General features: G+C 52.7%; 23 protein-coding genes. 18 read left to right on the forward strand and 5 right to left on the reverse strand.

The annotated features are described in order from the left end of the window. The first annotated feature begins 3 nt into the window (after window positions 1–3). From ftsA to AC07TV_RS03945, 4 genes are all read left to right on the forward strand, one after another. Complete coding sequence (gene ftsA, locus AC07TV_RS03930) at window positions 4–1,233, forward strand: cell division protein FtsA (RefSeq protein WP_494647095.1); 1,230 nt, start codon at window positions 4–6, stop codon at window positions 1,231–1,233. Window positions 1,234–1,268: 35 nt separating this feature from the next. Further along, window positions 1,269–2,450 carry a cell division protein FtsZ gene (ftsZ, locus tag AC07TV_RS03935; protein WP_494647096.1) on the forward strand — a complete coding sequence of 394 codons (1,182 nt, stop codon included), beginning with the start codon at window positions 1,269–1,271 and terminating at the stop codon, window positions 2,448–2,450. 83 nt (window positions 2,451–2,533) lie between these two features. Further along, complete coding sequence (lpxC, locus tag AC07TV_RS03940) at window positions 2,534–3,451, forward strand: UDP-3-O-acyl-N-acetylglucosamine deacetylase (protein WP_494647097.1); 918 nt, start codon at window positions 2,534–2,536, stop codon at window positions 3,449–3,451. 22 nt (window positions 3,452–3,473) lie between these two features. After that, entirely contained in the window at window positions 3,474–3,662 is a 189-nt protein-coding gene (locus AC07TV_RS03945; RefSeq protein ID WP_494647098.1) for a hypothetical protein, read from the forward strand. Here AC07TV_RS03945 and AC07TV_RS03950 read toward each other — a convergent pair. Further along, window positions 3,649–4,083: a DciA family protein gene (locus AC07TV_RS03950; protein ID WP_494647099.1), complete on the reverse strand. Its 435-nt coding sequence runs from the start codon at window positions 4,081–4,083 to the stop codon at window positions 3,649–3,651. The genes AC07TV_RS03945 and AC07TV_RS03950 overlap by 14 nt on opposite strands. A gap of 10 nt (window positions 4,084–4,093) precedes the next feature. Here AC07TV_RS03950 and AC07TV_RS03955 point away from each other — a divergent pair, with 10 nt between their 5' ends. From AC07TV_RS03955 to mobV, 5 genes are all read left to right on the forward strand, one after another. After that, complete coding sequence (locus AC07TV_RS03955; protein ID WP_494647100.1) at window positions 4,094–5,014, forward strand: M23 family metallopeptidase; 921 nt, start codon at window positions 4,094–4,096, stop codon at window positions 5,012–5,014. A 99-nt stretch (window positions 5,015–5,113) separates the two neighbouring features. Continuing rightward, window positions 5,114–7,822 (forward strand): preprotein translocase subunit SecA, encoded by a 2,709-nt coding sequence (gene secA, locus AC07TV_RS03960; protein WP_494647101.1) that lies wholly within the window; start codon window positions 5,114–5,116, stop codon window positions 7,820–7,822. An 841-nt stretch (window positions 7,823–8,663) separates the two neighbouring features. After that, window positions 8,664–9,188, forward strand: coding sequence for a replication/maintenance protein RepL (locus AC07TV_RS03965; RefSeq protein ID WP_494647102.1), 525 nt, complete (start codon window positions 8,664–8,666; stop codon window positions 9,186–9,188). Between the two features lie 688 nt (window positions 9,189–9,876). Next, entirely contained in the window at window positions 9,877–10,467 is a 591-nt protein-coding gene (locus AC07TV_RS03970; RefSeq protein ID WP_494647103.1) for a hypothetical protein, read from the forward strand. A gap of 182 nt (window positions 10,468–10,649) precedes the next feature. Continuing rightward, window positions 10,650–11,618, forward strand: a complete 969-nt coding sequence (mobV, locus tag AC07TV_RS03975) for a MobV family relaxase (RefSeq protein WP_494647104.1) — start codon at window positions 10,650–10,652, stop codon at window positions 11,616–11,618. A 41-nt stretch (window positions 11,619–11,659) separates the two neighbouring features. Here mobV and AC07TV_RS03980 read toward each other — a convergent pair whose 3' ends face one another. Continuing rightward, complete coding sequence (locus AC07TV_RS03980; RefSeq protein ID WP_494647105.1) at window positions 11,660–11,977, reverse strand: H-NS histone family protein; 318 nt, start codon at window positions 11,975–11,977, stop codon at window positions 11,660–11,662. Between the two features lie 156 nt (window positions 11,978–12,133). Continuing rightward, window positions 12,134–13,402 carry a site-specific integrase gene (locus AC07TV_RS03985; protein ID WP_494647106.1) on the reverse strand — a complete coding sequence of 423 codons (1,269 nt, stop codon included), beginning with the start codon at window positions 13,400–13,402 and terminating at the stop codon, window positions 12,134–12,136. 150 nt (window positions 13,403–13,552) lie between these two features. On the opposite strand from AC07TV_RS03985, the gene argJ reads away from it, so the two are divergent. Together argJ and ydiK are read left to right on the forward strand one after the other, a co-directional pair. Beyond that, window positions 13,553–14,779 carry a bifunctional glutamate N-acetyltransferase/amino-acid acetyltransferase ArgJ gene (argJ, locus tag AC07TV_RS03990; RefSeq protein WP_494647107.1) on the forward strand — a complete coding sequence of 409 codons (1,227 nt, stop codon included), beginning with the start codon at window positions 13,553–13,555 and terminating at the stop codon, window positions 14,777–14,779. A 22-nt stretch (window positions 14,780–14,801) separates the two neighbouring features. Continuing rightward, on the forward strand, window positions 14,802–15,938 hold the full coding sequence (ydiK, locus tag AC07TV_RS03995) for an AI-2E family transporter YdiK (RefSeq protein ID WP_494647108.1): 1,137 nt from the start codon (window positions 14,802–14,804) through the stop codon (window positions 15,936–15,938). Here the strand turns inward: ydiK and AC07TV_RS04000 are convergent. Both AC07TV_RS04000 and apaG read right to left on the reverse strand, forming a co-directional pair. Beyond that, entirely contained in the window at window positions 15,888–16,481 is a 594-nt protein-coding gene (locus tag AC07TV_RS04000) for a class I SAM-dependent methyltransferase (protein ID WP_494647109.1), read from the reverse strand. The two genes, ydiK and AC07TV_RS04000, sit on opposite strands and share 51 nt — an antisense overlap. Beyond that, window positions 16,478–16,861, reverse strand: coding sequence for a Co2+/Mg2+ efflux facilitator ApaG/CorD (apaG, locus tag AC07TV_RS04005; protein WP_494647110.1), 384 nt, complete (start codon window positions 16,859–16,861; stop codon window positions 16,478–16,480). The genes AC07TV_RS04000 and apaG overlap by 4 nt, the downstream gene beginning before the upstream one ends. Before the next feature lie 40 nt (window positions 16,862–16,901). On the opposite strand from apaG, the gene rpe reads away from it, so the two are divergent. From rpe to AC07TV_RS04040, 7 genes are all read left to right on the forward strand, one after another. Next, a complete protein-coding gene (gene rpe / locus AC07TV_RS04010; protein WP_494647111.1) occupies window positions 16,902–17,603 on the forward strand; it encodes a ribulose-phosphate 3-epimerase in 702 nt (233 codons plus the stop codon). Next, a complete protein-coding gene (locus AC07TV_RS04015; protein WP_494647112.1) occupies window positions 17,603–18,283 on the forward strand; it encodes a phosphoglycolate phosphatase in 681 nt (226 codons plus the stop codon). Before rpe ends, AC07TV_RS04015 begins: the two co-directional genes overlap by 1 nt. Before the next feature lie 122 nt (window positions 18,284–18,405). Next, on the forward strand, window positions 18,406–19,881 hold the full coding sequence (trpE, locus tag AC07TV_RS04020; RefSeq protein ID WP_494647113.1) for an anthranilate synthase component I: 1,476 nt from the start codon (window positions 18,406–18,408) through the stop codon (window positions 19,879–19,881). Window positions 19,882–20,145: 264 nt separating this feature from the next. Then, window positions 20,146–21,045, forward strand: coding sequence for a glutamate/aspartate ABC transporter substrate-binding protein (locus AC07TV_RS04025; protein ID WP_494647114.1), 900 nt, complete (start codon window positions 20,146–20,148; stop codon window positions 21,043–21,045). A gap of 63 nt (window positions 21,046–21,108) precedes the next feature. Then, window positions 21,109–21,846 (forward strand): amino acid ABC transporter permease, encoded by a 738-nt coding sequence (locus tag AC07TV_RS04030; protein ID WP_494647115.1) that lies wholly within the window; start codon window positions 21,109–21,111, stop codon window positions 21,844–21,846. Then, the gene (gene gltK, locus AC07TV_RS04035) at window positions 21,846–22,529 is read left to right on the forward strand and encodes a glutamate/aspartate ABC transporter permease GltK (RefSeq protein WP_494647116.1); all 684 of its coding nucleotides are present in this window, start codon (window positions 21,846–21,848) and stop codon (window positions 22,527–22,529) included. The genes AC07TV_RS04030 and gltK overlap by 1 nt, the downstream gene beginning before the upstream one ends. Window positions 22,530–22,551: 22 nt before the next feature. Beyond that, the gene (locus AC07TV_RS04040; protein ID WP_494647117.1) at window positions 22,552–23,280 is read left to right on the forward strand and encodes an amino acid ABC transporter ATP-binding protein; all 729 of its coding nucleotides are present in this window, start codon (window positions 22,552–22,554) and stop codon (window positions 23,278–23,280) included. The last annotated feature ends 71 nt before the right edge of the window (window positions 23,281–23,351 follow it).

Raw genomic sequence — 23,351 nt, forward strand, 5'->3', positions numbered from 1 at the left:
CATATGAGCAGGGACAACAAGGATCTGGTCGTCGGTCTGGACATCGGGACGTCGAAGATCGTCGCGCTGGTCGCCGAGATCAACCAGGAAGGCCGTCTCAACGTGATCGGCATGGGCTCGCAGGATTCGCGCGGCCTCAAGAAGGGCGTCGTGGTGAACATCGAGGACACCGTGCACACCATCAGCCGAGTCGTTCAGGAAGTCGAGTTGATGGCCGACTGCAAGGTGACCAACGTTTACACGGGTATTGCCGGCAGCCACATCAAGAGCTTCAACTCAAACGGCATGGTGGCGATCAAGGACAAGGAAGTTACCCAGACCGACGTCGAGCGCGTTATCGAAACGGCCAAGGCGATGCCCATCCCGGCGGATCAGGAAATCCTCCACATCCTCACCCAGGAATTCGTCATCGACGGCCAGGACGGTATCCGCGAGCCGATCGGCATGAGCGGCATGCGTCTCGAAGTGAAGACGCATATCGTGACCGGTGCCGTCTCGGCGGCCCAGAACATCGTCAAGTGCGTGCGCCGCTGTGGTCTGGAGGTGAATGACCTTGTGCTGCAACCGCTGGCCTCGAGCTACGCCGTGCTCTCCGAGGATGAAAAGGATCTTGGCGTCTGCCTCATCGACATCGGTGGCGGCACGACCGACATCGCCGTGTGGACGCAGGGCGCCATCCGTCACACCTCGGTCATTCCCATCGCCGGCGATCAGGTCACCAACGACATCGCCATGGCCCTGCGCACGCCGACCCGCGAAGCCGAAGATATCAAGTGCAAGTACGGCTGCGCCCTGTCCCAACTGGCTGATGCTGCCGAGAACATGGAAGTTGCCGGTGTCGATGACCGCCCCAGCCGCAAGCTGAGCCGCCGCGCTCTGGCCGACGTTATCCAGCCGCGTGTTGAAGAGCTCTATGAGCTGATCCAGAACGAGCTGCGTCGGGCCGGTTTCGAGGAGGTCCTGTCTTCCGGCATCGTCCTGACCGGTGGCGCCAGTGTCATGCCGGGCATGGTCGAGCTGGGCGAAGAAATCTTCCACATGCCGGTTCGCCTCGGCAACCCGAAATATACCGGCAGCCTGGCCGACGTCGTGCAGAGCCCTCGCTTCTCGACAGCTTTCGGTCTGCTGCTCGAAGCCCAGGCGCAGCGCAAGCGCGGCCAGAAGATCCAGGAAAAGCAGGGCTTCAAGGACGTCTTTGACGGCATGAAGTCGTGGTTTGCCAAGAATTTTTGATTTGTTGTTGAAACGATTTTTCAGAGGAGGTAGTCATGTTTGAGATCATCGAGAAAGACGAAGAAGCCGGTACGATCATCAAGGTATTCGGCGTAGGTGGTGCGGGTGGCAACGCCATTGAGCACATGATTCGCGAAGGCGTCAGCGGCGTTGAATTCATCGCCGCCAACACCGATGCCCAGGCCCTGAGCCGCAATGCTGCATCGAGCAAGCTGTCGCTCGGCAAGACCGGTCTCGGTGCCGGTGCCAAGCCGGAAGCCGGTCAGGCAGCTGCCGATGCGCACCGCGAAGAAATTCGCGCTTCGCTGGAAGGTGCGCACATGGCCTTCATCACCGCCGGCATGGGCGGTGGCACGGGTACTGGCGCCGCCCCGGTCGTCGCCGAAATCGCCCGCGAAATGGGCATCCTGACCGTCGGCGTGGTCACCAAGCCGTTCAGCTTCGAAGGCAACAAGCGCATGAAGTCGGCCGAAGCCGGCATCGCTGAATTCTCCAAGCATGTCGATTCGCTGATCGTCATCCTCAACGACAAGCTCATGGAAGTCATGGGCGACGACGCCGATGTCGACGATTGCTTCCGCGCTGCTGACGATGTGCTGAAAAATGCCGTTGGCGGTATCGCCGAAATCATTACCTACCCGGGTCTGGTCAACGTCGACTTCGAAGACGTCCGCACCGTCATGGGCGAAATGGGCCGCGCCATGATGGGCTCCTCCGCAGCCGCTGGCGTCGATCGCGCCCGCATCGCCGCCGAGCAGGCCGTTGCCTCGCCGCTGCTCGAAGGCATCAACCTGTCCGGCGCCCGGGGCGTGCTGGTCAACATCACGGCAGCCAAGGGCGGCCTCAAGATGAAGGAAGTCAACGAAGTGATGAACACCGTCAAGGCTTTTGCGGCCGAAGACGCCCACATCATTTTCGGCGCAGTCTATGACGAACTGATGGGCGATGCCCTGCGCGTCACCGTCGTCGCCACCGGCCTTGGCCAGGTTGCCGCCGCCCGTGTTCGCCAGCCGGAAGTGTTCACCCAGCCGGTTCTCGTGCAGGCTACCGGCACCAGCGATGCCGTCGCTTTCTCCAATGGCCCGGCCATCGACTACAACCAGATGGCTGATGTCCCGGCTGTCGTCCGCAAGCGCAACGTGACCGTCGAGGCGCTGGCCAACAGCGGTGTCGATCGTTACGACATTCCGGCTTTCCTGCGCAAGCAGGCGGATTGATGTAACAAAAACTCTCTCTGAAAAAGGGTGGTGACGGCTTGTGTTACAATCCGTCACCTTCCCCAATCATTCAAGCACTTAGCATGCTCAAGCAACGCACGTTGAAGACAGTCATTCGCGCCTCCGGCGTCGGCCTGCACGGCGGTGTCAAGGTCAACATGACCCTGCGCCCGGCAGCCCCGGACACCGGTATCGTCTTCCGTCGCGTGGACCTCCCCGAGCCGCTCGATATCCCCGCCAAGGCTTTCATGGTCGGCGATACGCGCATGTGCTCCTGTCTCGAAAAGGACGGGGTCAAGGTTGGTACCATCGAACACCTGATGTCAGCCCTCGCCGGCCTCGGCATCGATAATGCCTGGGTCGATCTGGATGCGCCCGAAGTGCCCATCCTCGACGGTTCGGCTGCACCGTTCGTTTTCCTGATCCAGTCCGCTGGCATCGAGGAGCAGAACGCTGCCAAGAAGTTCATTCGCGTCACCAAACCCATTGAAGTTCGCGATGGCGACAAGTGGGCGCGTTTCGAGCCTTACGACGGTTATCGTCTGACGTTTTCCATTGTTTTCAACCATCCGGCCATCGATAAATCAGCCCAGAAGGCTGAAATCGATTTCGCCGAGCAGTCTTATACCCGCGAAGTCTCGCGCGCCCGCACATTTGGCTTCATGCAGGAAGTCGAATACCTGCGTGAAAACGGCCTGGCTCTTGGTGGTGGTCTGGAGAACGCCATCGTTCTCGACGAATTCCGCGTCCTCAATCAGGACGGACTGCGCTACGGCGACGAGTTCGTCAAACACAAGATTCTCGATGCCATCGGCGATCTCTATCTGCTCGGTCATCCGCTGCTCGCTGCCTATTCGTCGCATAAGGGTGGCCACGCGATGAACAACCAGCTGGCTCGTGCCCTGCTTGAACAGCAGGACTGCTGGGAAATCGCTACCTTCGAAGAAGCCGAGCACGCCCCGAGTGGCGTGACCCGCTGGCTCGCTCAAGCCGCGGCTTGAGCGCCCCGGCCAAGGAATAGCGATGTGGCTGCTGCGTCTGCTGGCAGCAATTCTGGTGGTAGCGATCGGCGCCGGTTTGCTGATCTATACCCTCACCGGCAACCGCTACTACCTCACCCTGAGTTGGCGGCTTTCCAAGTACGGCATTGTCTTTGCGCTGCTTGTTTTTGCGCTCATGTTCATCGAGCGCCTGGCGATCATTCCACTCTAGCGGCGCGCTTCACCAGATTGTCCAGAGCACTCCTGAGCGGCCCTTCCGGCAGCTTGTCTGTGGTTTCCTGCAGCATGCCGATTGCCTTGTCAGATAGCGGCTTTTGAGTGGAACTCGTTGATTGGGAAGGAATTTGGCGGGGTTGTACTTTTACCTCGATGCCGTTACACTCCGCCCCTCCTTTCGATAACTCGTTGCTCAGTCGCTGACTTAGCTGGCGAATCTTGGCAGCGACTGCGCCATTGTCGGCGTGGATAATGATTGTCCCCAACTTGTAATTGGCAACGTGAGCCGAGTGGCGCAGCCCTGCCGGGGCGACCGCTTCAAAGCGACGCGAGAGCTTGAGTAGCAAACGGGCGTGGGCCATGACCCTGCCGACGGCGGCGTCCTTGTCGAGATAGTGCTCAGGCCCTTTGTACATTGGAGGTTCCATGCAGATTATTCTGGTTTCACGCCACCTGAAGGCGGCAAGAACAATCACCATTATGCCTCGCCATCTGCTGGCGACGTTGTTCGTCTTCGTGGTGCTGGTGTTTTCGACCTCGGCACTGTTCTCGTGGTTGTCGGTGCATCTGCGTCTGCCGCTGGTCGAAGACCTCATGCTGTCCTTGCAGCAACAGGAGGCAAAGAAGACGCGGGATCACCTCAATAACAATTTACAGTTGATGGCGACCAAGCTGGGTGAGTTGCAGGGCAAGGTCATGCAGCTCGATACCTTGGGCGAGCGCATGTCCGGGCTGGTCGGCATCAAGCGTCCGCCAGTGACGGAGGTGGCCAAGCCTGGTCAGGGCGGGCCGTATATTGCAGCGCCGCTGTCGGCCATTGAGCTCCAGCGTGAGATCGATCGACTGGCTGGTGAAGTCGAGCAGAGGAGTGACGATCTGGCTTTTCTCGAGTTCAGTCTGCTCGAAAAGCGGGTCAAGGATCGCCTTTTGCCGACGATCTTGCCAGTCAAGGACGCTGCCCTGGGGTCGCCGTTCGGGCAGCGCAACGATCCGATAGCCGGTCTGCGTTCGATGCACGAAGGCATGGATTTCTCTGCCGAGACAGGCACGCCGGTGGTTGTTGCGGCTGACGGCGTCGTCCTGTCGGCGGCTTATCATCCCGAATACGGCAATCTGATCGAAGTCGATCATGGTGAGGGGCTGACGTCTCGTTATGCTCATCTTTCGCGTATGGATGTTCAGGTTGGCAGTCTGATCAAGCGTGGTAGCCAGATTGGCGCTGTTGGTACTACCGGCCGTTCGACCGGGCCGCATCTGCATTTTGAAGTGCGCATGCTCGGCGTAGCCCAGAATCCGGCGCATTTTCTCAAGCAGGGCCATGAGTACGCGCAGGTCAAGCGCCGCTAGGTTGTCACGAATCCTCTTGATTTAGGTCGTCATCATCGGGTCATGGGGGCGTGTTAGAATCGTCGCTTTGCCGCACTGCGCAAACCCTATTCCATCGCGATGATATCCGGCCTACTCAAAAAGATTTTCGGCAGCCGCAATGACCGGCTGATCAAACAATATTCCCAGGCAGTCAAGCGCATCAATGCTCTTGAGCCGGCTATGCAGGCGCTCAGCGACGACGCCTTGCGAGCCAAGACGGAAGAGTTCCGTCAGCGCCACGCCAACGGCGAATCGCTTGACGCGTTACTGCCCGAGGCTTTTGCAGTGGTCCGCGAAGCCGGCGTCCGCGCTCTCGGCATGCGTCATTTTGATGTCCAGATGATCGGCGGCATGGTGCTGCATGACGGCAAGATTGCCGAAATGCGGACCGGTGAAGGCAAGACGCTGGTCGGCACGCTGCCGGCCTACCTCAATGCCATTTCCGGCAAGGGCGTCCATGTCATCACGGTCAACGACTACCTGGCCACCCGCGACTCGGACTGGATGGGTCGTCTGCACCGTTTCCTCGGTCTGACCGTTGGCGTGAACCTGTCGCAGATGGATCACGAGGCCAAGCAGGCCGCCTATGCTGCTGACATCACCTACGGCACCAACAACGAATTCGGCTTTGATTACCTGCGCGACAACATGGTCTATACGGCCGGCGAACGCGTGCAGCGCACGCTGAACTTCGCCATCGTCGACGAGGTTGACTCGATCCTGATCGACGAGGCCCGTACGCCGCTGATCATTTCCGGCCAGGCCGAAGACCACACCGATCTTTATCTGCGCATGAAGGACGTCGTTCCCAACCTGACGCGGGCGATGGAAGAAGCTGACGCCGGTGATTACTGGGTCGACGAGAAGGGCCATCAGGTTCACCTCTCGGAGACTGGTTACGAGCACGCCGAACAGTTGCTGGCCGAGCACGGCCTGCTCAAGGAAGGTAGCAGCCTTTACGACGCCGCCAATATCACGCTGATGCATCACCTCAATGCCGCGCTGCGTGGCATGACGCTGTTCCACAAGGATCAGCATTACGTCGTGCAGAATGACGAAGTGGTCATCGTCGACGAATTTACCGGTCGCCTGATGACGGGGCGCCGCTGGTCCGATGGCTTGCATCAGGCCGTCGAAGCCAAGGAGGGCGTGAAAATCCAGGCTGAGAACCAGACGCTGGCTTCGATCACCTTCCAGAACTACTTCCGGATGTACAACAAGCTGTCCGGCATGACCGGCACGGCTGATACCGAAGCTTACGAATTTCACCAGATCTACGGTCTGGAAACGGTGGTCATTCCGACCCATCGGCCGATGGTCCGCAAGGACATGAACGATCTGGTCTACAAGACGGCCGACGAGAAACACGCGGCGATCATTGCCGACATCAAGGATTGCGCGAAGCGTGGCCAGCCGGTGCTGGTCGGTACGACCTCGATCGAGGCTTCGGAACTGCTCTCCGGCCTCCTCGACAAGGAAAAGCTGCCGCATCAGGTCCTGAACGCCAAGCAACATGCCCGCGAAGCGGAAATCGTCGTTCAGGCCGGTCGACCGGGGATGGTCACCATCGCCACCAACATGGCTGGTCGCGGTACCGACATCGTGCTCGGCGGCAATATCGAGAAGCAACTCGCCGCCATTCGCGATGACGAGTCGTTGCCGGTTGCCGAACGCGAACAGAAGGCTGCTGCGATGAAGGCCGAGTGGCAGGAGGTGCACAATGCCGTGCTGGCCTCCGGCGGTCTGCACATCATCGGCTCCGAGCGTCACGAGTCGCGTCGTATCGACAACCAGTTGCGCGGCCGGGCCGGTCGTCAGGGTGACGCCGGTTCTTCGCGCTTCTATCTGTCGCTCGACGACCCGCTTTTGCGCATCTTTGCCGGCGAGCGTCTGCGCGCCATCATGGACAAGCTGAAAATGCCGGAAGGCGAAGCGATCGAGCATCCGCTCGTTACCCGCTCGCTGGAATCCGCGCAGCGCAAGGTCGAAGCGCGCAACTTCGATATCCGCAAGCAATTGCTCGAATACGATGATGTCTCCAACGACCAGCGCAAGGTGATCTACCAGCAGCGCAACGAGCTGCTGGAAACGGACGATATTTCCGAAACCATCACCGCCATGCGCCAGAGCGTGATCGCCGATGTCTTCCGCACCTATGTGCCGGCCGAATCGGTTGAGGAGCAGTGGGACATGGAAGGCCTTGAGCGCGCCCTGTCCACCGAACTGCAGATCAATGCGCCGGTTGCCCAGTGGTTCAAGGATGAACCAACCTTGTCCGACGAGGAAATTCTGGCCCGCATCACCAAGGAGGCCGACGAAGCTTATCGGGCCAAGGTGGAACTGGTCGGCGCGACCAACTTCCAGCAGTTCGAGCGTAATGTCATGTTGCAGAGCCTCGACAGCCACTGGCGCGAGCATCTGGCGGCGCTTGATCATCTGCGTCAGGGTATCCATCTGCGCGGCTATGCCCAGAAGAACCCGAAACAGGAGTACAAGCGCGAAGCCTTCGAGTTGTTCGAAGGCCTGCTCGATCTCGTGCGCAAGGAGGTCACCCGCATCGTCTTCACCGTGCAGATCCGTACGCCGGAAGATGTCGAGGAAACCGCGCCGCACGCCGATGTGCAGAACGTCCAGTATCAACACGCCGGTTTCGACGAGGTGCTCGGTGAGGGCGCCGAGGCGCCGCCACAACAGCCGGCTGATAGCGGGCCGAAGGTTGGGCGCAACGATCCCTGCCCCTGCGGTTCGGGCAAGAAATACAAGCACTGCCACGGAAAACTGTCCTGATTTTTGCTGATTCCCCCCAAGGCACCCGCGAGGTGCCTTGATGCTTTTGGAGCCACAAAGTAGCGACACCTTGCTAACTACCTAATTGTAAAGGTTTTCGTAAAATTTCACACAAGAACTTGTGAAATTTATGTGAAATTATTTTGGGTAGAAGTCTTACGGAGTGCTGAATTGCTGAAAGCAACAAGCCCTAGAAAGCGAATGCTTTCTTAAAATGATGATGGCGAAGACATTGAACTACTGCCACATATAGAACAATGCGAAAAAACATCATTTAAAGCCCCATAGGGGCTTTTTTTGTATCTAGGTAGGGGTTTGTATCAATCTATCAAGAATAATGCTTTAAATCGCTTAAAAACGATGTTTTTGAATTTTGCTAGTTGGTATCGTATTTGATACCAACTGGTATCTTATTTGATACATTAAAACCTAATTTCTATTGAAGAATTTAATAAAGCAACAAATCAGTTGCCACTTGGCAACAAATTAGTTGTAAGTTGCAACTGATTTAACATAAATTTATATTCAAAAAGATATTAAATTATCTATTTAATTTTGAATAAAACAACAAATTTGATGTGGCTTTACAACAAATTTGTTGTGGCTTTACATCAAATTTGTTGTTTGACTTTTAAAACAAATCGCTGAAGAACTCTATAAATAGGGCTTCTTGAAATATATGATGTTTTACCCCCTCTGTATCTTCTATCTTGTACTAAATATTAATATATATATAATTAATTAAATAAATAAGAATAAATAAAGAAATAATATTGACATTAAATAAAAATACAATATATTAGTTGTAAAATACAACAAAAAACAAAAGGAGAAAAAAGAAATGAAAATAAATGAAAATAATAAAAAAGAAATTAAAAATGCTTTGAGTGATTTAGTTGATGGTATGAAAGATGGCGAAAACATGAATGTTTTCAAAGGTCGCAAAAAAGCAAATACAAAAGAAGGTTTTATAATGGCTTTTCATTCAAGTCTAAAAGATAGTTTTATTAAATATAAATTATCAATGAATGATGTTCTAGTGTTGTTTCAAGTAATTGAATATGTATCTTATGGTAATGTGATAAATTTAACCCAACAAAATATTGCTGATGATTTAAGTATAAAACAACAGCAAGTTAGTAGAAGTTTTAAGAAATTAAAAGATGCTGGTATTTTCATTGATGGCAAAAAAGGGTCTTTATTCTTAAACCCTCAATATTTAGTTAAAGGCGATTTATTAAAGGCTACTGATAGCGAAGCATATAAAGAAATTAGAAATCAAAAATATAAAGAATTAAGCAAGTTTTATGCTGGCGAAGAATTAGACAAGAAAGTTCACGAAATGATGCCATTTACAAAACCATAAATTTAATTATTAAAATTAATTTTTAAGCCAGTCATTGTGCTGGCTTTTTTCTTTACTGATTTTTAAAAGTACCTATTTGTTTTAAGCGAAGTCTAAACAATTAGGTCATAAATTTAATTAAAAATTTATGTGCTTGAAAAAGAAAAAAGACAAATCTTAAAAAACCAAAACCATAAATTCAAGAGGCAGTAGCCACTTATTGCCGATGGCAAAAAAAGACTTTTTTGTATGGTTTTTAATCAAACTACCATATATGAACTATTATATATTTCAATAAATACCGTTTTTAATAAGTCAATATCTTGTTAAGCCTTATAAACACTAATTAAACGAAGTGCTGATAAACTTACGAAAAACCTAATGAAATTAGGTTGCGTAATGTGCTTGAAATCATTCAAAAAGGGCTTACTTGTCATATATGGTAGTTTGATAAAATTTAATAGTCTAAATTTAACCAAAAAGAATGAATTTTAATTGAATGTTGTTTATATATTGTAATTTACAAATAGTAGTGATTAAGTTGTTTCAGCAATATATGAAAGGCATTACGAAGTATACTTATTAAAGATAGTATGAAGTGGTATTAAAGACCATATTAGAAATAGATAAATAAATACTAAATATATTGACTTTGTAAAAAAACCTGATATTTATATTAAAACAATAATAAAAATAAAGGAGAAAAATTATGAGTTTTAAAGACAAAATAGAAAATTTTGCTTACACACAAAAATTAAATGGCAATAGAGTTTCATCAATGAATTTTATTCGTGAGAATTTTGATGAATGCCAAAAATTAATTATGATGATGAAAAACCAAGGACAAGGCTCTGCCTATGAAAAAATTGCTGAAATTTGTTTTGATGAAGGTATTAAAACAAAGAAAGGTGAAAAATTGTCGACTGAGTATATAAATGATTGTTTAATTAAGATAAGAAAAGAAAAGGGCATTAAAACAAAGCATAAAAGAAGAGTTAAAGCACCTTTAAGGCAAATGATAGAGTTGACTGATGATGTAAATTTAACATTAGAGTTTGGTATGAGAAGTGTTAAAAAGCATTTTAGTGAAATTCTTAAAGATTTTAAACCAAGCCCTAGAAAAATGAATTTATCTCAAGATGGTATTAAAGCAATTGGTATTGTTTTAAATAAATACATCACAAATTACAATGAATTTGATTTAAAGCATTTTAATGCTGATGAAAAGATTGATATTTATTATGCAAATGATGTAAAAGCATTCTTAAATTATCATAGTAATCTATTTAACTTGAAATAATTTACTCACAAAAAAATGCCCCTTTATGGGGTTTTTTGTTTTTGTCTTTTTGGTTTTTATTTATCTATTATTGACTTCTGGGTTTTTGATTTTATATTTAAAGTATGACTTACTAGACTTTGTGCCAAAGTGTAAGCCCTTGCAGGGGGCAAAAATCAAAAACAAAAACAAGGAGAATAAAAATGGCTTATGTAGTTTTAAGATGTGAAAAAGTAAAAATCAATGATGTTGGTAGAGTTGTGAACCATAATTTAAGAAAATATGAAAGTACCGAAAAGACCGAGCATATAAATTTTAGTAAAACAAAATTAAATAGAATTTCATTTGGCTCGTCAGATGTTAGAAAAAAAATGAATGAAATTTTAGAAAAAAGAAAAGATAGTAAAAAAGTAATTAGAAAAGATGCCGTTGTGATGATGGAGTTTATAGTTAGTGCTAGTTCTGAATTTTTTTATACTGACCTAGATAAAAAGAATTTTAATAATTTAACTATGAAAGAAAACCAAGCAGAATTAGAAAATATATTTTTAACTATGGACTCTGATAGATTAAAGGAGTTTGAAAAAGTTGTTATTGAATGGTTTAAAAAAGAATTTGGCGAAGAAAACATAGTAAATATAAATTTACATCTTGATGAAAAAACACCTCATTTTCATTGTTTAGTAGTGCCAATGACAAAAGATAAAAGATTATCTTGTAAAGAAATTTATACCAGGGAGAATGCTAGAAATTGGCAAACTACCTTTGCTGAATCTTGTAGTCATTTAGGTTTACAAAGGGGTAAAGAATTTAGTGGAGATGTTCACACTAGCCAATATACATTCAATAAAGGACTATTAGAAAACAATAGAATTAAGCCCCCAGTATCAGAATTTAAAAAATTTGATAATGAAGAATATATAATTTTGAGTGATAAGCAAAAAATTAATTATCTTTTACTTGAAAGAAAAGAGATTGATAAACAAAGAAAATTTTATAAATCGTTTTATGAATGCTATAAAGACAATATTTCTGAATTAAATATTTTACGAGAAGAAAACAATAAATTAGTAATTCTAAATAGCAAGAAGAAAAGAAGTAAGGCTTTAAATGATGGTTTAAAAGAAGAGTTTACACCGATTAAAAAAACATCTTTAAAAAATTGGTTGTAAAAAAAGCCCCTTTTGGGGCTCTTTTAATACAATAAATGTTTTTAACTCTCTATGACTTTAAATTTTTCTAAACCTTGTTCACCATCATTTTTGATTATTTCTTGTACCCATTTGGGTTTTATGCCACGACCACCCGACCAAGTTAAATCACCATTTCTGTATTTAATCACTTTATCTTTTGGCTTGGCTTTCTTTTTTGATTTAGTTTCAAAGCCTAATTCTTCTGCCGAGATGTGATAAGTATTTATTTCATCTTTTAATCTATTAATGATTGTTTGTTTTTCTTCATTAATAAGTTTTTGCTCTTCTTCTTCAAGTGCTTTAATTTTTGCTTGAATATCTTTAAGTTTGTCATTCATATCAAAACCTATCAATGAGTTGTAAAAAATTCATTTTACCACAAAAGAATAATTAGAATACCAGGGCACTTCATTTTGAAAATGAAAAAATTTAATTCTTTCAAAACCCCTTTAAACATTGCTTTTAATCATACTAGTAAAAAACAAGTTGAAAACTCATTTTTTTAATGAGAAGTAGTGATTTGCGGTTATGTTTGAATTTGTATGGCCTACTGCCTTTAAAACATCATTTTGAGTATTTAAGGTAGGGTTTAAAGGTAATTCATTATTTATCTTTTCTTCTAATCGTCTTATTGAACTTATGCCTAAAAATTCAGCAATTAGTAAACTATTTTGTGAACCAATTTTTTCTATAAATGAACTAATGGCTTCTTTACGTAGGGCGTGGCTTGAAATTTTCTGTAAACCTATACGGCTTAAAAGTTTCTTATACGAGCCATCAAAACCTATTACATCATAAGTAAAAACTCTATCATCATCATCACGTTTTTTAAATGATTTAATTAATTCTTTCGCTTCTGGGGTTAAAAATACAATTCTAGGTCTGTTTGATTTAGTTTGATGTAGATGTATGTAATTTTCATTTATTTGGCTAAATTTAAGCAATACGGCTTCTGTTCTTCTCAATGCTGTAAGTAGCATTAATCTAACTATTTGCCCTAATTCTTTATTTTCGTAGTTATCAAGTTTATCAAAAAGTATTTTCTTGTCTTCATCTGTTAGCCTAAATGATTTCTTTTGAACTAAATTGCCATTTTGTCTAAGTAAATCCCTATCGTACTCAATTGTTGGGTTTAAAATTGATTTTAAAGATGGGTCTAAATGTTTTAGTTTTTTGAAAAGATTGCTAATGTGCGAAATTTCACGCTGAATTGAAATTGGCTTTAAGCCATTTGACAATCTTGCTTTTATGTATTCGTTTATTTCAAATTCAGTTATTTGAATAGGTTTAAAACTGCCAAATGGTTTTTTGCCACTATTATTGATAAAAATTAGTTTAGAAAGGTTGTACTGCTCGTCAGACCTTTCATTTATTATTGTATTTTCAATAGATTTAAACGATGATTTTATTGTCGTGTAGTTTCTAAATCTCATTTTACCCTCTGGGGTATTAACATCTAAATTTGAGTATTTAGGTTTAACGTACACCTTTAAGTATTCAGCAATGTAAGTTATCAATGGCGGTGCTGTCATATAGTCTTTTATTATTTCAAATTCTTGTTGTTTTTGCTTTTCTAACAAATTAATTTGAATTTTGCCCGTCATTGATTTACTAGCATTTAAAAACTCTATTGCCTCGTCTAATTCATTAAAGAGCCTATCTTGTTTAAAGTCTTTTCTCTTTATTTGAACCCTAAATTTTACGATTTCAGTACCATCTAGGTTTTTACGACGAACTTCTTGTATACCTCTTGGTAGTGGCATAATGAGTCAACTTTCTATGTGTAGTTGTGTGAAATTTTAGACCAAAAATCGTACTTTGTGAAATTTTACCAAAAGCACTATTAAACAAAATCAAACACTTAATTAGCATTTAACTCAATTTATGTGAAAAATGCTTTTGGAGCCATGAGAATGCCTGTCAATTACGCCACCCCCGCCGCCGATCAACTTTTCCCGGTCGCCGGGGTTCGTCTCGGTGTTGCCGAGGCTGAAATCCGCAAGAAAAACCGCCGCGACCTGACCTTGGTGGCGCTCGATGCTGGCTGTACCGTCGCCGGCGTATTTACGCAAAACCGTTTTTGCGCGGCACCGGTGCAGATTTGCCGCAAGCATCTGGCGGCTGGCAATGAAATCCGTGCGCTGGTCGTCAATACCGGCATCGCCAACGCCGGGACCGGCGAGCCGGGGCGTCAGGCGGCGCAGGAAACCTGCGAAGCCGTCGCCGAGTTGCTGGGTATTTCTGCCGGGCAGGTGCTGCCCTTCTCGACCGGCGTTATTCTCGAGCTATTGCCGGTTGACCGCATCAAGGCCGGCCTGCCCGCGGTGTTCGCCGATCTCAAGGCCGACAACTGGCATGCCGCTGCCCACGGCATCATGACCACCGACACTGTTGCCAAGGCCGCTTCGCGGATTGTCACGGTCAACGGGAAAAAAGTGACAATTTCGGGAGTCTCCAAGGGCGCCGGCATGATCAGGCCGAACATGGCGACCATGCTTGGCTTCCTCGCCACCGATGCCGGCATCGCCCAGCCGCTGCTCGACAAGCTGGTCAAGGAAGCGGCCGATGCCTCGTTCAACTGCATCACTGTCGATGGCGACACCTCGACCAACGACTCCTACGTGATGATCGCCACCGGCCAGTCGGGTGCCGGCTTTGCCGCTGAAACCGATGCCGGCTGGGCTGAGGTCAAGGCGGCGATCGTTGCCGTCTCGGTCGAACTGGCCCAGGCCATCGTTCGTGACGGCGAAGGCGCTACCAAGTTCATCACCGTTGCAGTGCAAGGCGGCAAGGATGTCGAAGAGTGCCGCAAGGTGGGTTATGCCATTGGCCATTCGCCGCTGGTCAAGACGGCCTTTTTTGCCTCCGACCCTAATCTCGGGCGCATTCTCGCTGCCGTCGGCTATGCCGGCATCACCGACCTTGACGTCGATGGCGTCAAGGTCTGGCTGGACGATGTTCTGGTTGCCGAAAAGGGGGGGCGTGCAGTTGCCTACAAGGAAGAAGACGGTGCTCGCGTCATGGCGCAGGCTGAGATCACGGTGCGCGTTGATCTCGGTCGCGGCGCAGCGCGGGCCAGTGTCTACACCTGCGATTTCTCCTACGATTACGTGAAGATCAACGCCGATTACCGCAGCTGATTCCTTATCCGGAATCCATAAAATGACCGAAATCCGCCGCGACCTGGCCCGCAATACGCTGGCCATTCTCTGCATCCTCGGGCTGATCGGCCTGTCGGTCTGGGTGTTGCTGCCATTCCTGGCGGCGACCGTCTGGGCGGTAATGATCGTCGTCGCCACTTGGCCGCTGTTCAAGTCGCTGGAAGCGCGGCTGGGCAATCGGCGGGGGGCGGCAGTGGCGATCATGTCGGTGGCCATGTTGCTCTTGCTCGTGCTGCCATTGTGGATGGCAGTCGATACCATTCTTGAGCATTCTGCGCAGTTGACCGCAGCCGGCAAGTCGTTTGCTGCTGACGGCCTTCCGCCGCCGCCGGCCTGGGTCAAATCGCTGCCCCTGGTCGGTGAGCGCGTGGCAGCGGCCTGGGCTCAACTGGATGCGGCGGGAACGACGGGCATTGTCGCCAAGGTGACGCCCTATGCAGCTGATACGGGAAAGTGGGTACTCGCTCAGGTCGGTGGTGTCGGTGGCATGCTGATCCAGTTTCTGCTGGTCGTGACGATTGCCGCCATTCTCTATTCCAGCGGAGAAACCGGGGCGCGCATGGCGCGGCGTTTTGGCCGCCGACTGGCCGGCGAGCGTGGCGAAAATTCGATCATTCTGGCCGGTCAGGCGATTCGTGGCGTGGCGCTCGGGGTTGGCGTCACGGCCATCGTGCAGACCGTGCTCGGCGGTATCGGGCTGGCCGTCGCTGGCGTGCCGTTCGCCTCGCTGCTCTCGGCCGTCATGCTCATGCTGTGCATTGCCCAGGTTGGGCCCTTGCTGGTTCTGCTGCCGGCCGCCGGCTGGATGTACTGGACCGGCGATACGGGCTGGGCGACGGGTTTGCTGATCTGGAGCCTGATTGTCGGCAATCTCGACAACTTCCTGCGCCCGATGCTCATCCGGCGCGGCGCCGATTTGCCACTGCTGCTGATCTTCGCCGGTGTTATCGGCGGCATGCTGAGTTTCGGGCTGATCGGCATTTTCGTTGGCCCGGTCGTGCTGGCCGTCACCTACACCCTGACACTGGCCTGGATTGAGGATGCGCTGGGTAAGGACGAACCGGAGCTGCCGCCCGGGCCGCCGCCGTCAGAATTTCCTGAGCCTGATCATCCGGAACCAGCCGCCAGCCAGGGCTGACTGGTCGTGCTCCAGCATCAGGCTGGAGGTTTCGCTGAGTAATTCTTCAAAAACCACATCGAGACGGGTCGCCACCCGGCGCACCAGCGGGTTGATCAGCCGGCGCAGAATGGCCGGTTGCCCACGCCGCAAGAACTTGTCGAAAACGAGTACCTGTCCGCCGGGTTTCAGTACCCGCTCGATCTCCGCAAAACAATGGGCCGGTTGCGGTACGACAGCCAGAATCAGGTGCAGCACGGCGCAGTCGAACGAGGCATCGGCAAACGGCAGTCGCTGGGCATCGCCCTGAATCGGCACGAAATCGACGTGGCCGGTCCGGGGCAGGGCGCGGCGCAGCATGGCCTGATTCAGGTCGAGGCCGACGTAGTGGTGTTGCGGCGGCAGGTGCGGCAGATCCAGCCCGGTGCCGACGCCGGCCAGCAGAACCTTTCCGGCTTCCTTCGGCAGAGCCGACAGGCTGCGCGCCCGGGCGGCATGCGTGGCCCGGGCAATCGCCGCGTCGTAGAACGGGGCGATCAGTGTGTAGCTGTGCTTGAGGCTCAATGCAGGGCGCGTGGGCTGGCCAGGACGAACTCGGGAATCACGGCTTCGAAATGCGTGCCGTCCTCGGCCACCATCTGGTAAGTGCCTTTCATCGTGCCGATGGCCGTCGTCAGCGATGAGCCGCTGGTGTATTGAAAGCTTTCGCCAGGTTGCAGCAGCGGCTGCTTGCCGACGACGCCGAGGCCGCGCACTTCCTGCACTTCGTTGTTGCCGTCGGTGATGATCCAGTGCCGCGAAACGAGCTGGGCCGCCACGCTGCCGACGTTCTTGATGGTGATCGTGTAGGCGAAGATGTAGCGGTCATTTTCCGGGTCGGACTGCTCCGGGATGTACTGCGGCATGGGGTGAATTTCGATTTGGTACTTGTCGGTGTCGGGCATGGGATAATTTCGTCTATCTGTTTTTGTTCAGGGAAACATCATGTCAGCCAAAGATTACGTCATCGCACCGAGCATTCTGTCAGCCAATTTCGCCAAATTGGGCGAAGAGGTAGCCAACGTCATTGCCTCGGGCGCCGACTGGATTCACTTCGACGTGATGGACAACCATTATGTTCCCAACCTGACCATTGGTCCGCTGGTGTGCGAGGCGATTCGCCCGTGCACCACGGCGCCGATCGACGTGCATCTGATGGTCAAGCCGGTAGATCGCATCATCCCCGATTTTGCCAAAGCCGGGGCCAATATCATCACTTTCCATCCGGAAGCCTCCGATCACGTTGATCGCAGCCTGTCGCTGATCCGCGATGCCGGCTGTCAGGGCGGGCTGGTTTTCAACCCGGCAACGCCGCTCGATTACATGGATTACGTCCTCGACAAGATCGACGTCATCCTGCTGATGAGCGTCAACCCCGGCTTCGGCGGCCAGAAATTCATTCCCGGCACGCTGGCCAAGGCCAGGCAGGCGCGGGCCAAACTCGATGCGTATGAAAAGGAAACCGGTCGGCGCATCCGCCTCGAAATTGACGGCGGCGTGAACACCGCCAACATCGCCGAAATCGCCCGCGCCGGTGTCGATGCCTTCGTCGCCGGTTCCGCAGTTTATGGTGCCGGCAAGGACAGCGACCCGCATCGCTACGATTCAATCATTGGCGCCTTGCGCGCTGAACTGGGGAAAGTCTGATGCACTTCGAATCTGTAACTTTTGACCTCGACGGCACGCTGCTCGACACCGTTGCCGATCTGGCCGAAGCCTGTCGCCTGATGCTCGATGAAGTCGGCGCCCCGCCGCGCACGCAGGCCGAAGTGCACAGCTTTGTCGGCAAGGGTATGGCCGTTCTCGTCGAGCGCTGTCTGACCCATGAGCATCCGCCGACGGACGAGCAACTCCATGCCGCCATCGAATCCTTCAAACGCCACTATTCCACGGTCAACGGGAAATTTTGCCAAATTTACGAAGGCGTTCTCGAAGGACTGGATGCCTGGAAAGCCAGTGGCCTCAAGATGGGCGTCGTCACCAACAAGCCCGGCATGTTCACCGAGGTGCTGCTTGAGCGGATGGGCCTCGTCAACTATTTTGACGTGGTTGTCTCCGGCGATACGACCGCCCACAAAAAGCCGCACCCCGAGCCCATCCTGCACGCCTGCCGTCTGTTCAACGTGCGCCCGGATCGCAATCTGCATATCGGTGACTCCAAACACGACATCCACGCCGCCCATGCCGCAGGTTGTCTCGCCTACGCCGTGCCCTATGGCTACAACGAAGGCGAGCCGGTGGACAGTGCCGAATGCGATGCGCTAGTATCCGATTTGCTTGTCGCCTACCGGCAAGCCCTCACATTTCAAGACCTCAAACACAAATGACGACTCTGCGAATCTGGAACGAATGGCAAGGTTGGCGTCGCTGGCGCCCCTGATCTCCTTTCGCGCGCCCTTGCGGCGCACCGCTCCAGACCGCAACACCCTGTCATTTTCGAGGCTCCCCCATGACTGAAACCGAATTCAACGCGCTCGCCGCGCAAGGCTACAACCGTATTCCCGTTACCCTGGAAACGTTTGCCGACCTCGACACGCCACTGTCGATCTACCTCAAGCTGGCCAACGCGCCCTACACCTACCTGCTCGAATCAGTGCAGGGCGGCGAGCGTTTCGGCCGCTACTCGATCATCGGCCTCGCCGCCCAGACGCGGATCGTCGTCACCGGCCATCAGGTCATGGTGCTGACCGGCAACCGGGTGGCCGAGCGCGAGGACGACACCAACCCGCTCGAATTCATCGGCAAGTTCATGCAGCGCTTCCGCGCCGCGCCACAGGCCGGCCTGCCGCGTTTTTGCGGTGGTCTGGTCGGCTGCTTCGGTTACGACACCATCCGCTACGTCGAAACCAAGCTGACCCGCACCAACAAGCCGGACGACATCGGTACACCGGACATCGGCCTGCTGCTCTCCGAAGAAATCGCCGTCGTGGACAACCTGTCCGGCAAGCTCACGCTGGTCGCCTTCGCCGAACCGGGCTTCCCGAGCGCCTACCAGAAAGCGCGGGCGCGGCTCATGGAACTGCTCGCCAAGCTGCGCACGCCGGTCGTCATCCCGAGCGAAAAGCCGGTGCATTCCGAGCCGGCCGTTTCGGTTTTCGGCGAAGCGGCGTTCAAGAAAGCCGTGCTCAAGGCCAAGGACTACATCACCGAAGGCGACGTCATGCAGGTCGTCCTCTCGCAGCGCATGACCAAGCCGTTCGGCGCCAGCCCGCTGGCGCTTTACCGCACGCTGCGCAGCCTCAATCCGTCGCCCTACATGTTCTACTTCGATTTCGAAGACTTCCATGTCGTCGGCGCCTCGCCCGAAATTCTCGTCCGCCTCGAGGGCGACCGCGTCACCGTGCGGCCGATTGCCGGCACGCGCAAACGTGGCGCCTCGCCGGAAGAGGATGCAGCCCTGGCCGCCGAACTGCTTGCCGACGAAAAGGAACGCGCCGAGCACACGCAATTGCTCGACCTCGGCCGCAACGACTGCGGTCGCGTCGCCAAGGTCGGCACGGTCAAACTGACCGAAAACATGATCGTCGAGCGCTACTCGCACGTCATGCACATCGTCTCCAACGTCGAAGGCCGCCTGCAGCCGGGGCTCGACGCACTCGACGTGCTGCGCGCCACCTTCCCGGCCGGCACCGTCTCTGGTGCCCCGAAGGTGCGGGCCATGGAAATCATCGACGAGCTGGAACCGGTCAAGCGCGGCATCTACGCCGGGGCCGTTGGCTACCTCGGCTTCCATGGCGACATGGACATTGCCATCGCCATCCGCACGGCCGTCGTCAAGAACAAGCAGCTCTACGTCCAGGCCGGCGCCGGCATCGTTGCCGATTCAGATCCGCATTCGGAGTGGGTCGAGACCCAGAACAAGGCCCGCGCTGTCCTGCGCGCCGCCGAACTGGCCGAGCAGGGACTCGATACGCGGGTCGATTGATCGTCGCTGTCAGCCACGCCAGAAGAGCCGCCTGAACATGGGCGGCTTTTTTGTGTCAACGCAGGATACGATCGAGATGTCGGAATTCCGATGGCTGTTCCCGACGGGTGTCGGAATTCCGATATCAAGGTGCGTCTATTGTGAAAAAATACGTTATAAATCAGACTTTTGTGATTTTGTGTGCCCCTCGTTTTTCTGGCACGCTAGCTGCGTAGTAAACGCCACCGGAGCCGGGCAACGGCTTCTTCCACATCAGGAGACAACATGAACCGATTTGCCCTTGCTGCCGCACTCGCTACCGCCCTGAGCACCGCCGCCGCCCTGCCGGCCCAGGCCCAGGAGTCCGCCACCCTGAAGAAGATCAAGGAAACCGGCAGCATCACGCTGGGTCATCGCGAATCGTCGATTCCGTTTTCCTATTACGACGACAAGCAGCAGGTCATCGGCTACTCGCATGAACTGATGCTCAAGGTCGTCGACGGCATCAAGAGCGAACTGAAGCTGGCCAAGATCGATACTCGCCTGATGCCGGTCACCTCGGCCAACCGCATCACGCTGATCCAGAACGGCACGGTCGACATCGAATGCGGCTCGACGACCAACAACCTCGAGCGTCAGAAACAGGTCGGCTTTTCGACGACCATTTTCGTCATCGGCACCCGCCTGATGACCAAGAAGGATTCCGGCATCAAGGACTTCGCCGATCTCGCCGGCAAGAACGTGGTGACCACCGCCGGCACCACCTCCGAGCGCCTGATCCGCAAGATGAACGAAGACAAGAATATGGGCATGAAGGTCATCTCCGCCAAGGATCACGGCGAAGCCTTCTTGACCCTCGAAACCGGCCGCGCCGTCGCCTTCATGATGGACGACGCGCTGCTCTACGGCGAAATGGCCAAGGCCCGCAAGCCGGGCGACTGGATCGTCACCGGTGCCGCCCAGTCGAAGGAGGCCTACGGCTGCATGCTGCGCAAGGACGATCCGGCCTTCAAGAAGGTGGTTGACGCCGCGCTGACCAAGGCCCTGACCTCGGGCGACGCCGAGAAGATCTACACCAAGTGGTTCCTCAACCCGATTCCGCCCAAGGGCCTGAACCTCAACATGCCGCTGTCGGACGAAATGAAGGCTGCCTTCAAGGCACCGAACGACAAGGCTTTCGAATAAGCCTCCCCGGCCCCTCTCCCGCCAGCGGAGAGGGGCAACAAAAATATCCTTGAGGAGTCCATCATGGGTTATCAATGGAACTGGGGCGTCTTCCTGCAGCCGAGCGCGAGCGGCGACGACACCTATCTGGGCTGGATGTTCACCGGCTTCAAAATGACCATCGCGCTGTCCCTGAGCGCCTGGGTCCTGGCCTTGCTGCTCGGCGCTCTGGTCGGCGTGCTGCGCACGGTGCCGAACAAGACGCTGGCCGGCATCGCCACCGCGTACGTCGAGCTGTTCCGCAACGTGCCGCTGCTGGTGCAGTTGTTCATCTGGTATTTCGTGCTGCCCGAACTGTTGCCGGCCAGTATTGGCAATGCCTACAAGCAGTCCGACCCGGTGTTCCAGCAGTTCCTTGCTTCGATGGTCTGCCTCGGCCTGTTTACCAGTGCCCGCGTTGCCGAGCAGGTGCGCGCCGGCATCAACTCGCTGCCCAAGGGGCAGAAGAATGCCGGCCTGGCCCTCGGCCTGACCTTGCCGCAGACCTACCGTTTCGTGATGCTGCCGATGGCCTTCCGCCTGGTCGTGCCGCCGCTGACCTCGGAATTCCTCAACATCTTCAAGAACTCCGCCGTCTGCTCGACCATCGGCCTCCTTGAACTTGCAGCCCAGGGCCGCCAGCTGGTCGATTACACGGCGCAGCCCTACGAGTCCTTCATTGCCGTGACGCTGTCCTACATCATCATCAACGTCACCGTGATGACCCTGATGCACAAGTTTGAAAAGCGCATCGCCGTGCCCGGCTACATCGGAGGCAAATAATGACGTACGAATTCGACTGGTCCTCCATCCCCGGCGCCTTGCCCTTTCTCTGGGACGGCATGAAGATTTCGCTGGTCATCACCGCCCAGGCGGTGGTCATCGGCATCGTCTGGGGCACCCTGCTGGCCATGATGCGGTTGTCGTCGGTCAAGCCGCTGTCGTGGTTCGCCGCCGGCTATGTCAACCTGTTCCGCGCTGTGCCGCTGGTCATGGTGCTGCTCTGGTTCTTCCTGATCGTGCCGGAGTTTGTCGGGCAGCTGTTCAACATTCCGAAGGGGACGGACTTGCGTTTGTCTTCGGCCATGGCCGGTTTTGCCCTGTTCGAAGCAGCCTACTACTCGGAAATCATCCGGGCCGGCATCCAGAGCGTGCCGAAGGGCCAGATTGCCGCCGCTTCGGCGCTCGGCATGAACTACGCCCAGGCCATGCGCCTTGTTGTCTTGCCACAGGCCTTCCGCAACATGGTGCCGCTGCTCCTAACGCAAGCCATCATCCTCTTCCAGGACACCTCGCTGGTTTATGTCTCGGCTCTGGCCGATTTCTTCGGCGCCGCCTACAAGGTCGGCGACCGCGACGGTCGGCTGGTCGAACTGCTGCTCTTTGCCGGTGCCGTCTATTTCGTCATCTGCTTCTCCGCTTCGCAGATCGTGAAGCGCCTCCAGAAAAAATATCACCCGGCCTGATGGCCGCCGCCAGGAGAATCCCATGATCAAGATTGCCAACGTCAGCAAGCATTACGGCAGCTTCCAGGTGCTCAAGGACTGCACCACCTCGGTCAGCAAGGGCGAGGTCATCGTCGTCTGCGGCCCGTCCGGTTCGGGCAAATCGACGCTGATCAAGTGCGTCAATGGCCTCGAGCCCTTCCAGTCCGGCGAGATCGTCGTCAACGGCATCTCGGTCGGCGACCCGAAGACCAACCTGTCCAAGCTGCGCGCCCAGGTCGGCATGGTCTTCCAGAACTTCGAACTGTTCCCGCACATGAGCATCACCCAGAACCTCGCCATCGCCCAGGTCAAAGTCTTGAAGCGCAGCCAGGATGAGGCGATGGACAAGGGCCTCAAGCTGCTCGACCGGGTCGGTCTCAAGGCGCAGGCCGACAAGTTCCCCGGCCAGCTGTCCGGCGGCCAGCAGCAGCGCGTGGCGATCGCCCGGGCACTGGCCATGGACCCGATCTGCATGCTGTTCGACGAGCCGACCTCGGCCCTCGACCCGGAAATGGTCAACGAAGTGCTCGACGTCATGACCGAATTGGCCCAGGAGGGCATGACCATGATGTGCGTGACGCACGAAATGGGCTTTGCCAAGCGCGTCGCCAACCGCGTCATCTTCATGGATCAGGGCGCCATCGTCGAGGACGACAGCAAGGAAACCTTCTTTGCCAATCCGCGTTCGGAACGGGCCCAGCACTTCCTCGCCAAGATCCTGCACCATTGATCCATCGACCAGCGGTTGCGCCGCGGTCGACTGCGGCGGTGGGCGGGCAACTTACAATGAAGCACTCAACC

Source organism: Azonexus sp. GW821-FHT04F04 (genome assembly GCF_059420025.1).

Coding starts and splice junctions, on each gene's coding strand:
- AC07TV_RS04030 (WP_494647115.1), top strand. CDS start 21,109: ATGGGTTATCAATGGAACTGGGGCGTCTTCCTGCAGCCGAGCGCGAGC.
- AC07TV_RS03945 (WP_494647098.1), top strand. CDS start 3,474: ATGTGGCTGCTGCGTCTGCTGGCAGCAATTCTGGTGGTAGCGATCGGC.
- lpxC (WP_494647097.1), top strand. CDS start 2,534: ATGCTCAAGCAACGCACGTTGAAGACAGTCATTCGCGCCTCCGGCGTC.
- AC07TV_RS03950 (WP_494647099.1), bottom strand. CDS start 4,083: ATGTACAAAGGGCCTGAGCACTATCTCGACAAGGACGCCGCCGTCGGC.
- ftsA (WP_494647095.1), top strand. CDS start 4: ATGAGCAGGGACAACAAGGATCTGGTCGTCGGTCTGGACATCGGGACG.
- AC07TV_RS03980 (WP_494647105.1), bottom strand. CDS start 11,977: ATGAATGACAAACTTAAAGATATTCAAGCAAAAATTAAAGCACTTGAA.
- ydiK (WP_494647108.1), top strand. CDS start 14,802: ATGACCGAAATCCGCCGCGACCTGGCCCGCAATACGCTGGCCATTCTC.
- AC07TV_RS03970 (WP_494647103.1), top strand. CDS start 9,877: ATGAGTTTTAAAGACAAAATAGAAAATTTTGCTTACACACAAAAATTA.
- gltK (WP_494647116.1), top strand. CDS start 21,846: ATGACGTACGAATTCGACTGGTCCTCCATCCCCGGCGCCTTGCCCTTT.
- AC07TV_RS03965 (WP_494647102.1), top strand. CDS start 8,664: ATGAAAATAAATGAAAATAATAAAAAAGAAATTAAAAATGCTTTGAGT.
- secA (WP_494647101.1), top strand. CDS start 5,114: ATGATATCCGGCCTACTCAAAAAGATTTTCGGCAGCCGCAATGACCGG.
- trpE (WP_494647113.1), top strand. CDS start 18,406: ATGACTGAAACCGAATTCAACGCGCTCGCCGCGCAAGGCTACAACCGT.
- apaG (WP_494647110.1), bottom strand. CDS start 16,861: ATGCCCGACACCGACAAGTACCAAATCGAAATTCACCCCATGCCGCAG.
- AC07TV_RS04015 (WP_494647112.1), top strand. CDS start 17,603: ATGCACTTCGAATCTGTAACTTTTGACCTCGACGGCACGCTGCTCGAC.
- AC07TV_RS03985 (WP_494647106.1), bottom strand. CDS start 13,402: ATGCCACTACCAAGAGGTATACAAGAAGTTCGTCGTAAAAACCTAGAT.
- AC07TV_RS03955 (WP_494647100.1), top strand. CDS start 4,094: ATGCAGATTATTCTGGTTTCACGCCACCTGAAGGCGGCAAGAACAATC.
- rpe (WP_494647111.1), top strand. CDS start 16,902: ATGTCAGCCAAAGATTACGTCATCGCACCGAGCATTCTGTCAGCCAAT.
- ftsZ (WP_494647096.1), top strand. CDS start 1,269: ATGTTTGAGATCATCGAGAAAGACGAAGAAGCCGGTACGATCATCAAG.
- AC07TV_RS04025 (WP_494647114.1), top strand. CDS start 20,146: ATGAACCGATTTGCCCTTGCTGCCGCACTCGCTACCGCCCTGAGCACC.
- mobV (WP_494647104.1), top strand. CDS start 10,650: ATGGCTTATGTAGTTTTAAGATGTGAAAAAGTAAAAATCAATGATGTT.
- AC07TV_RS04040 (WP_494647117.1), top strand. CDS start 22,552: ATGATCAAGATTGCCAACGTCAGCAAGCATTACGGCAGCTTCCAGGTG.
- argJ (WP_494647107.1), top strand. CDS start 13,553: ATGCCTGTCAATTACGCCACCCCCGCCGCCGATCAACTTTTCCCGGTC.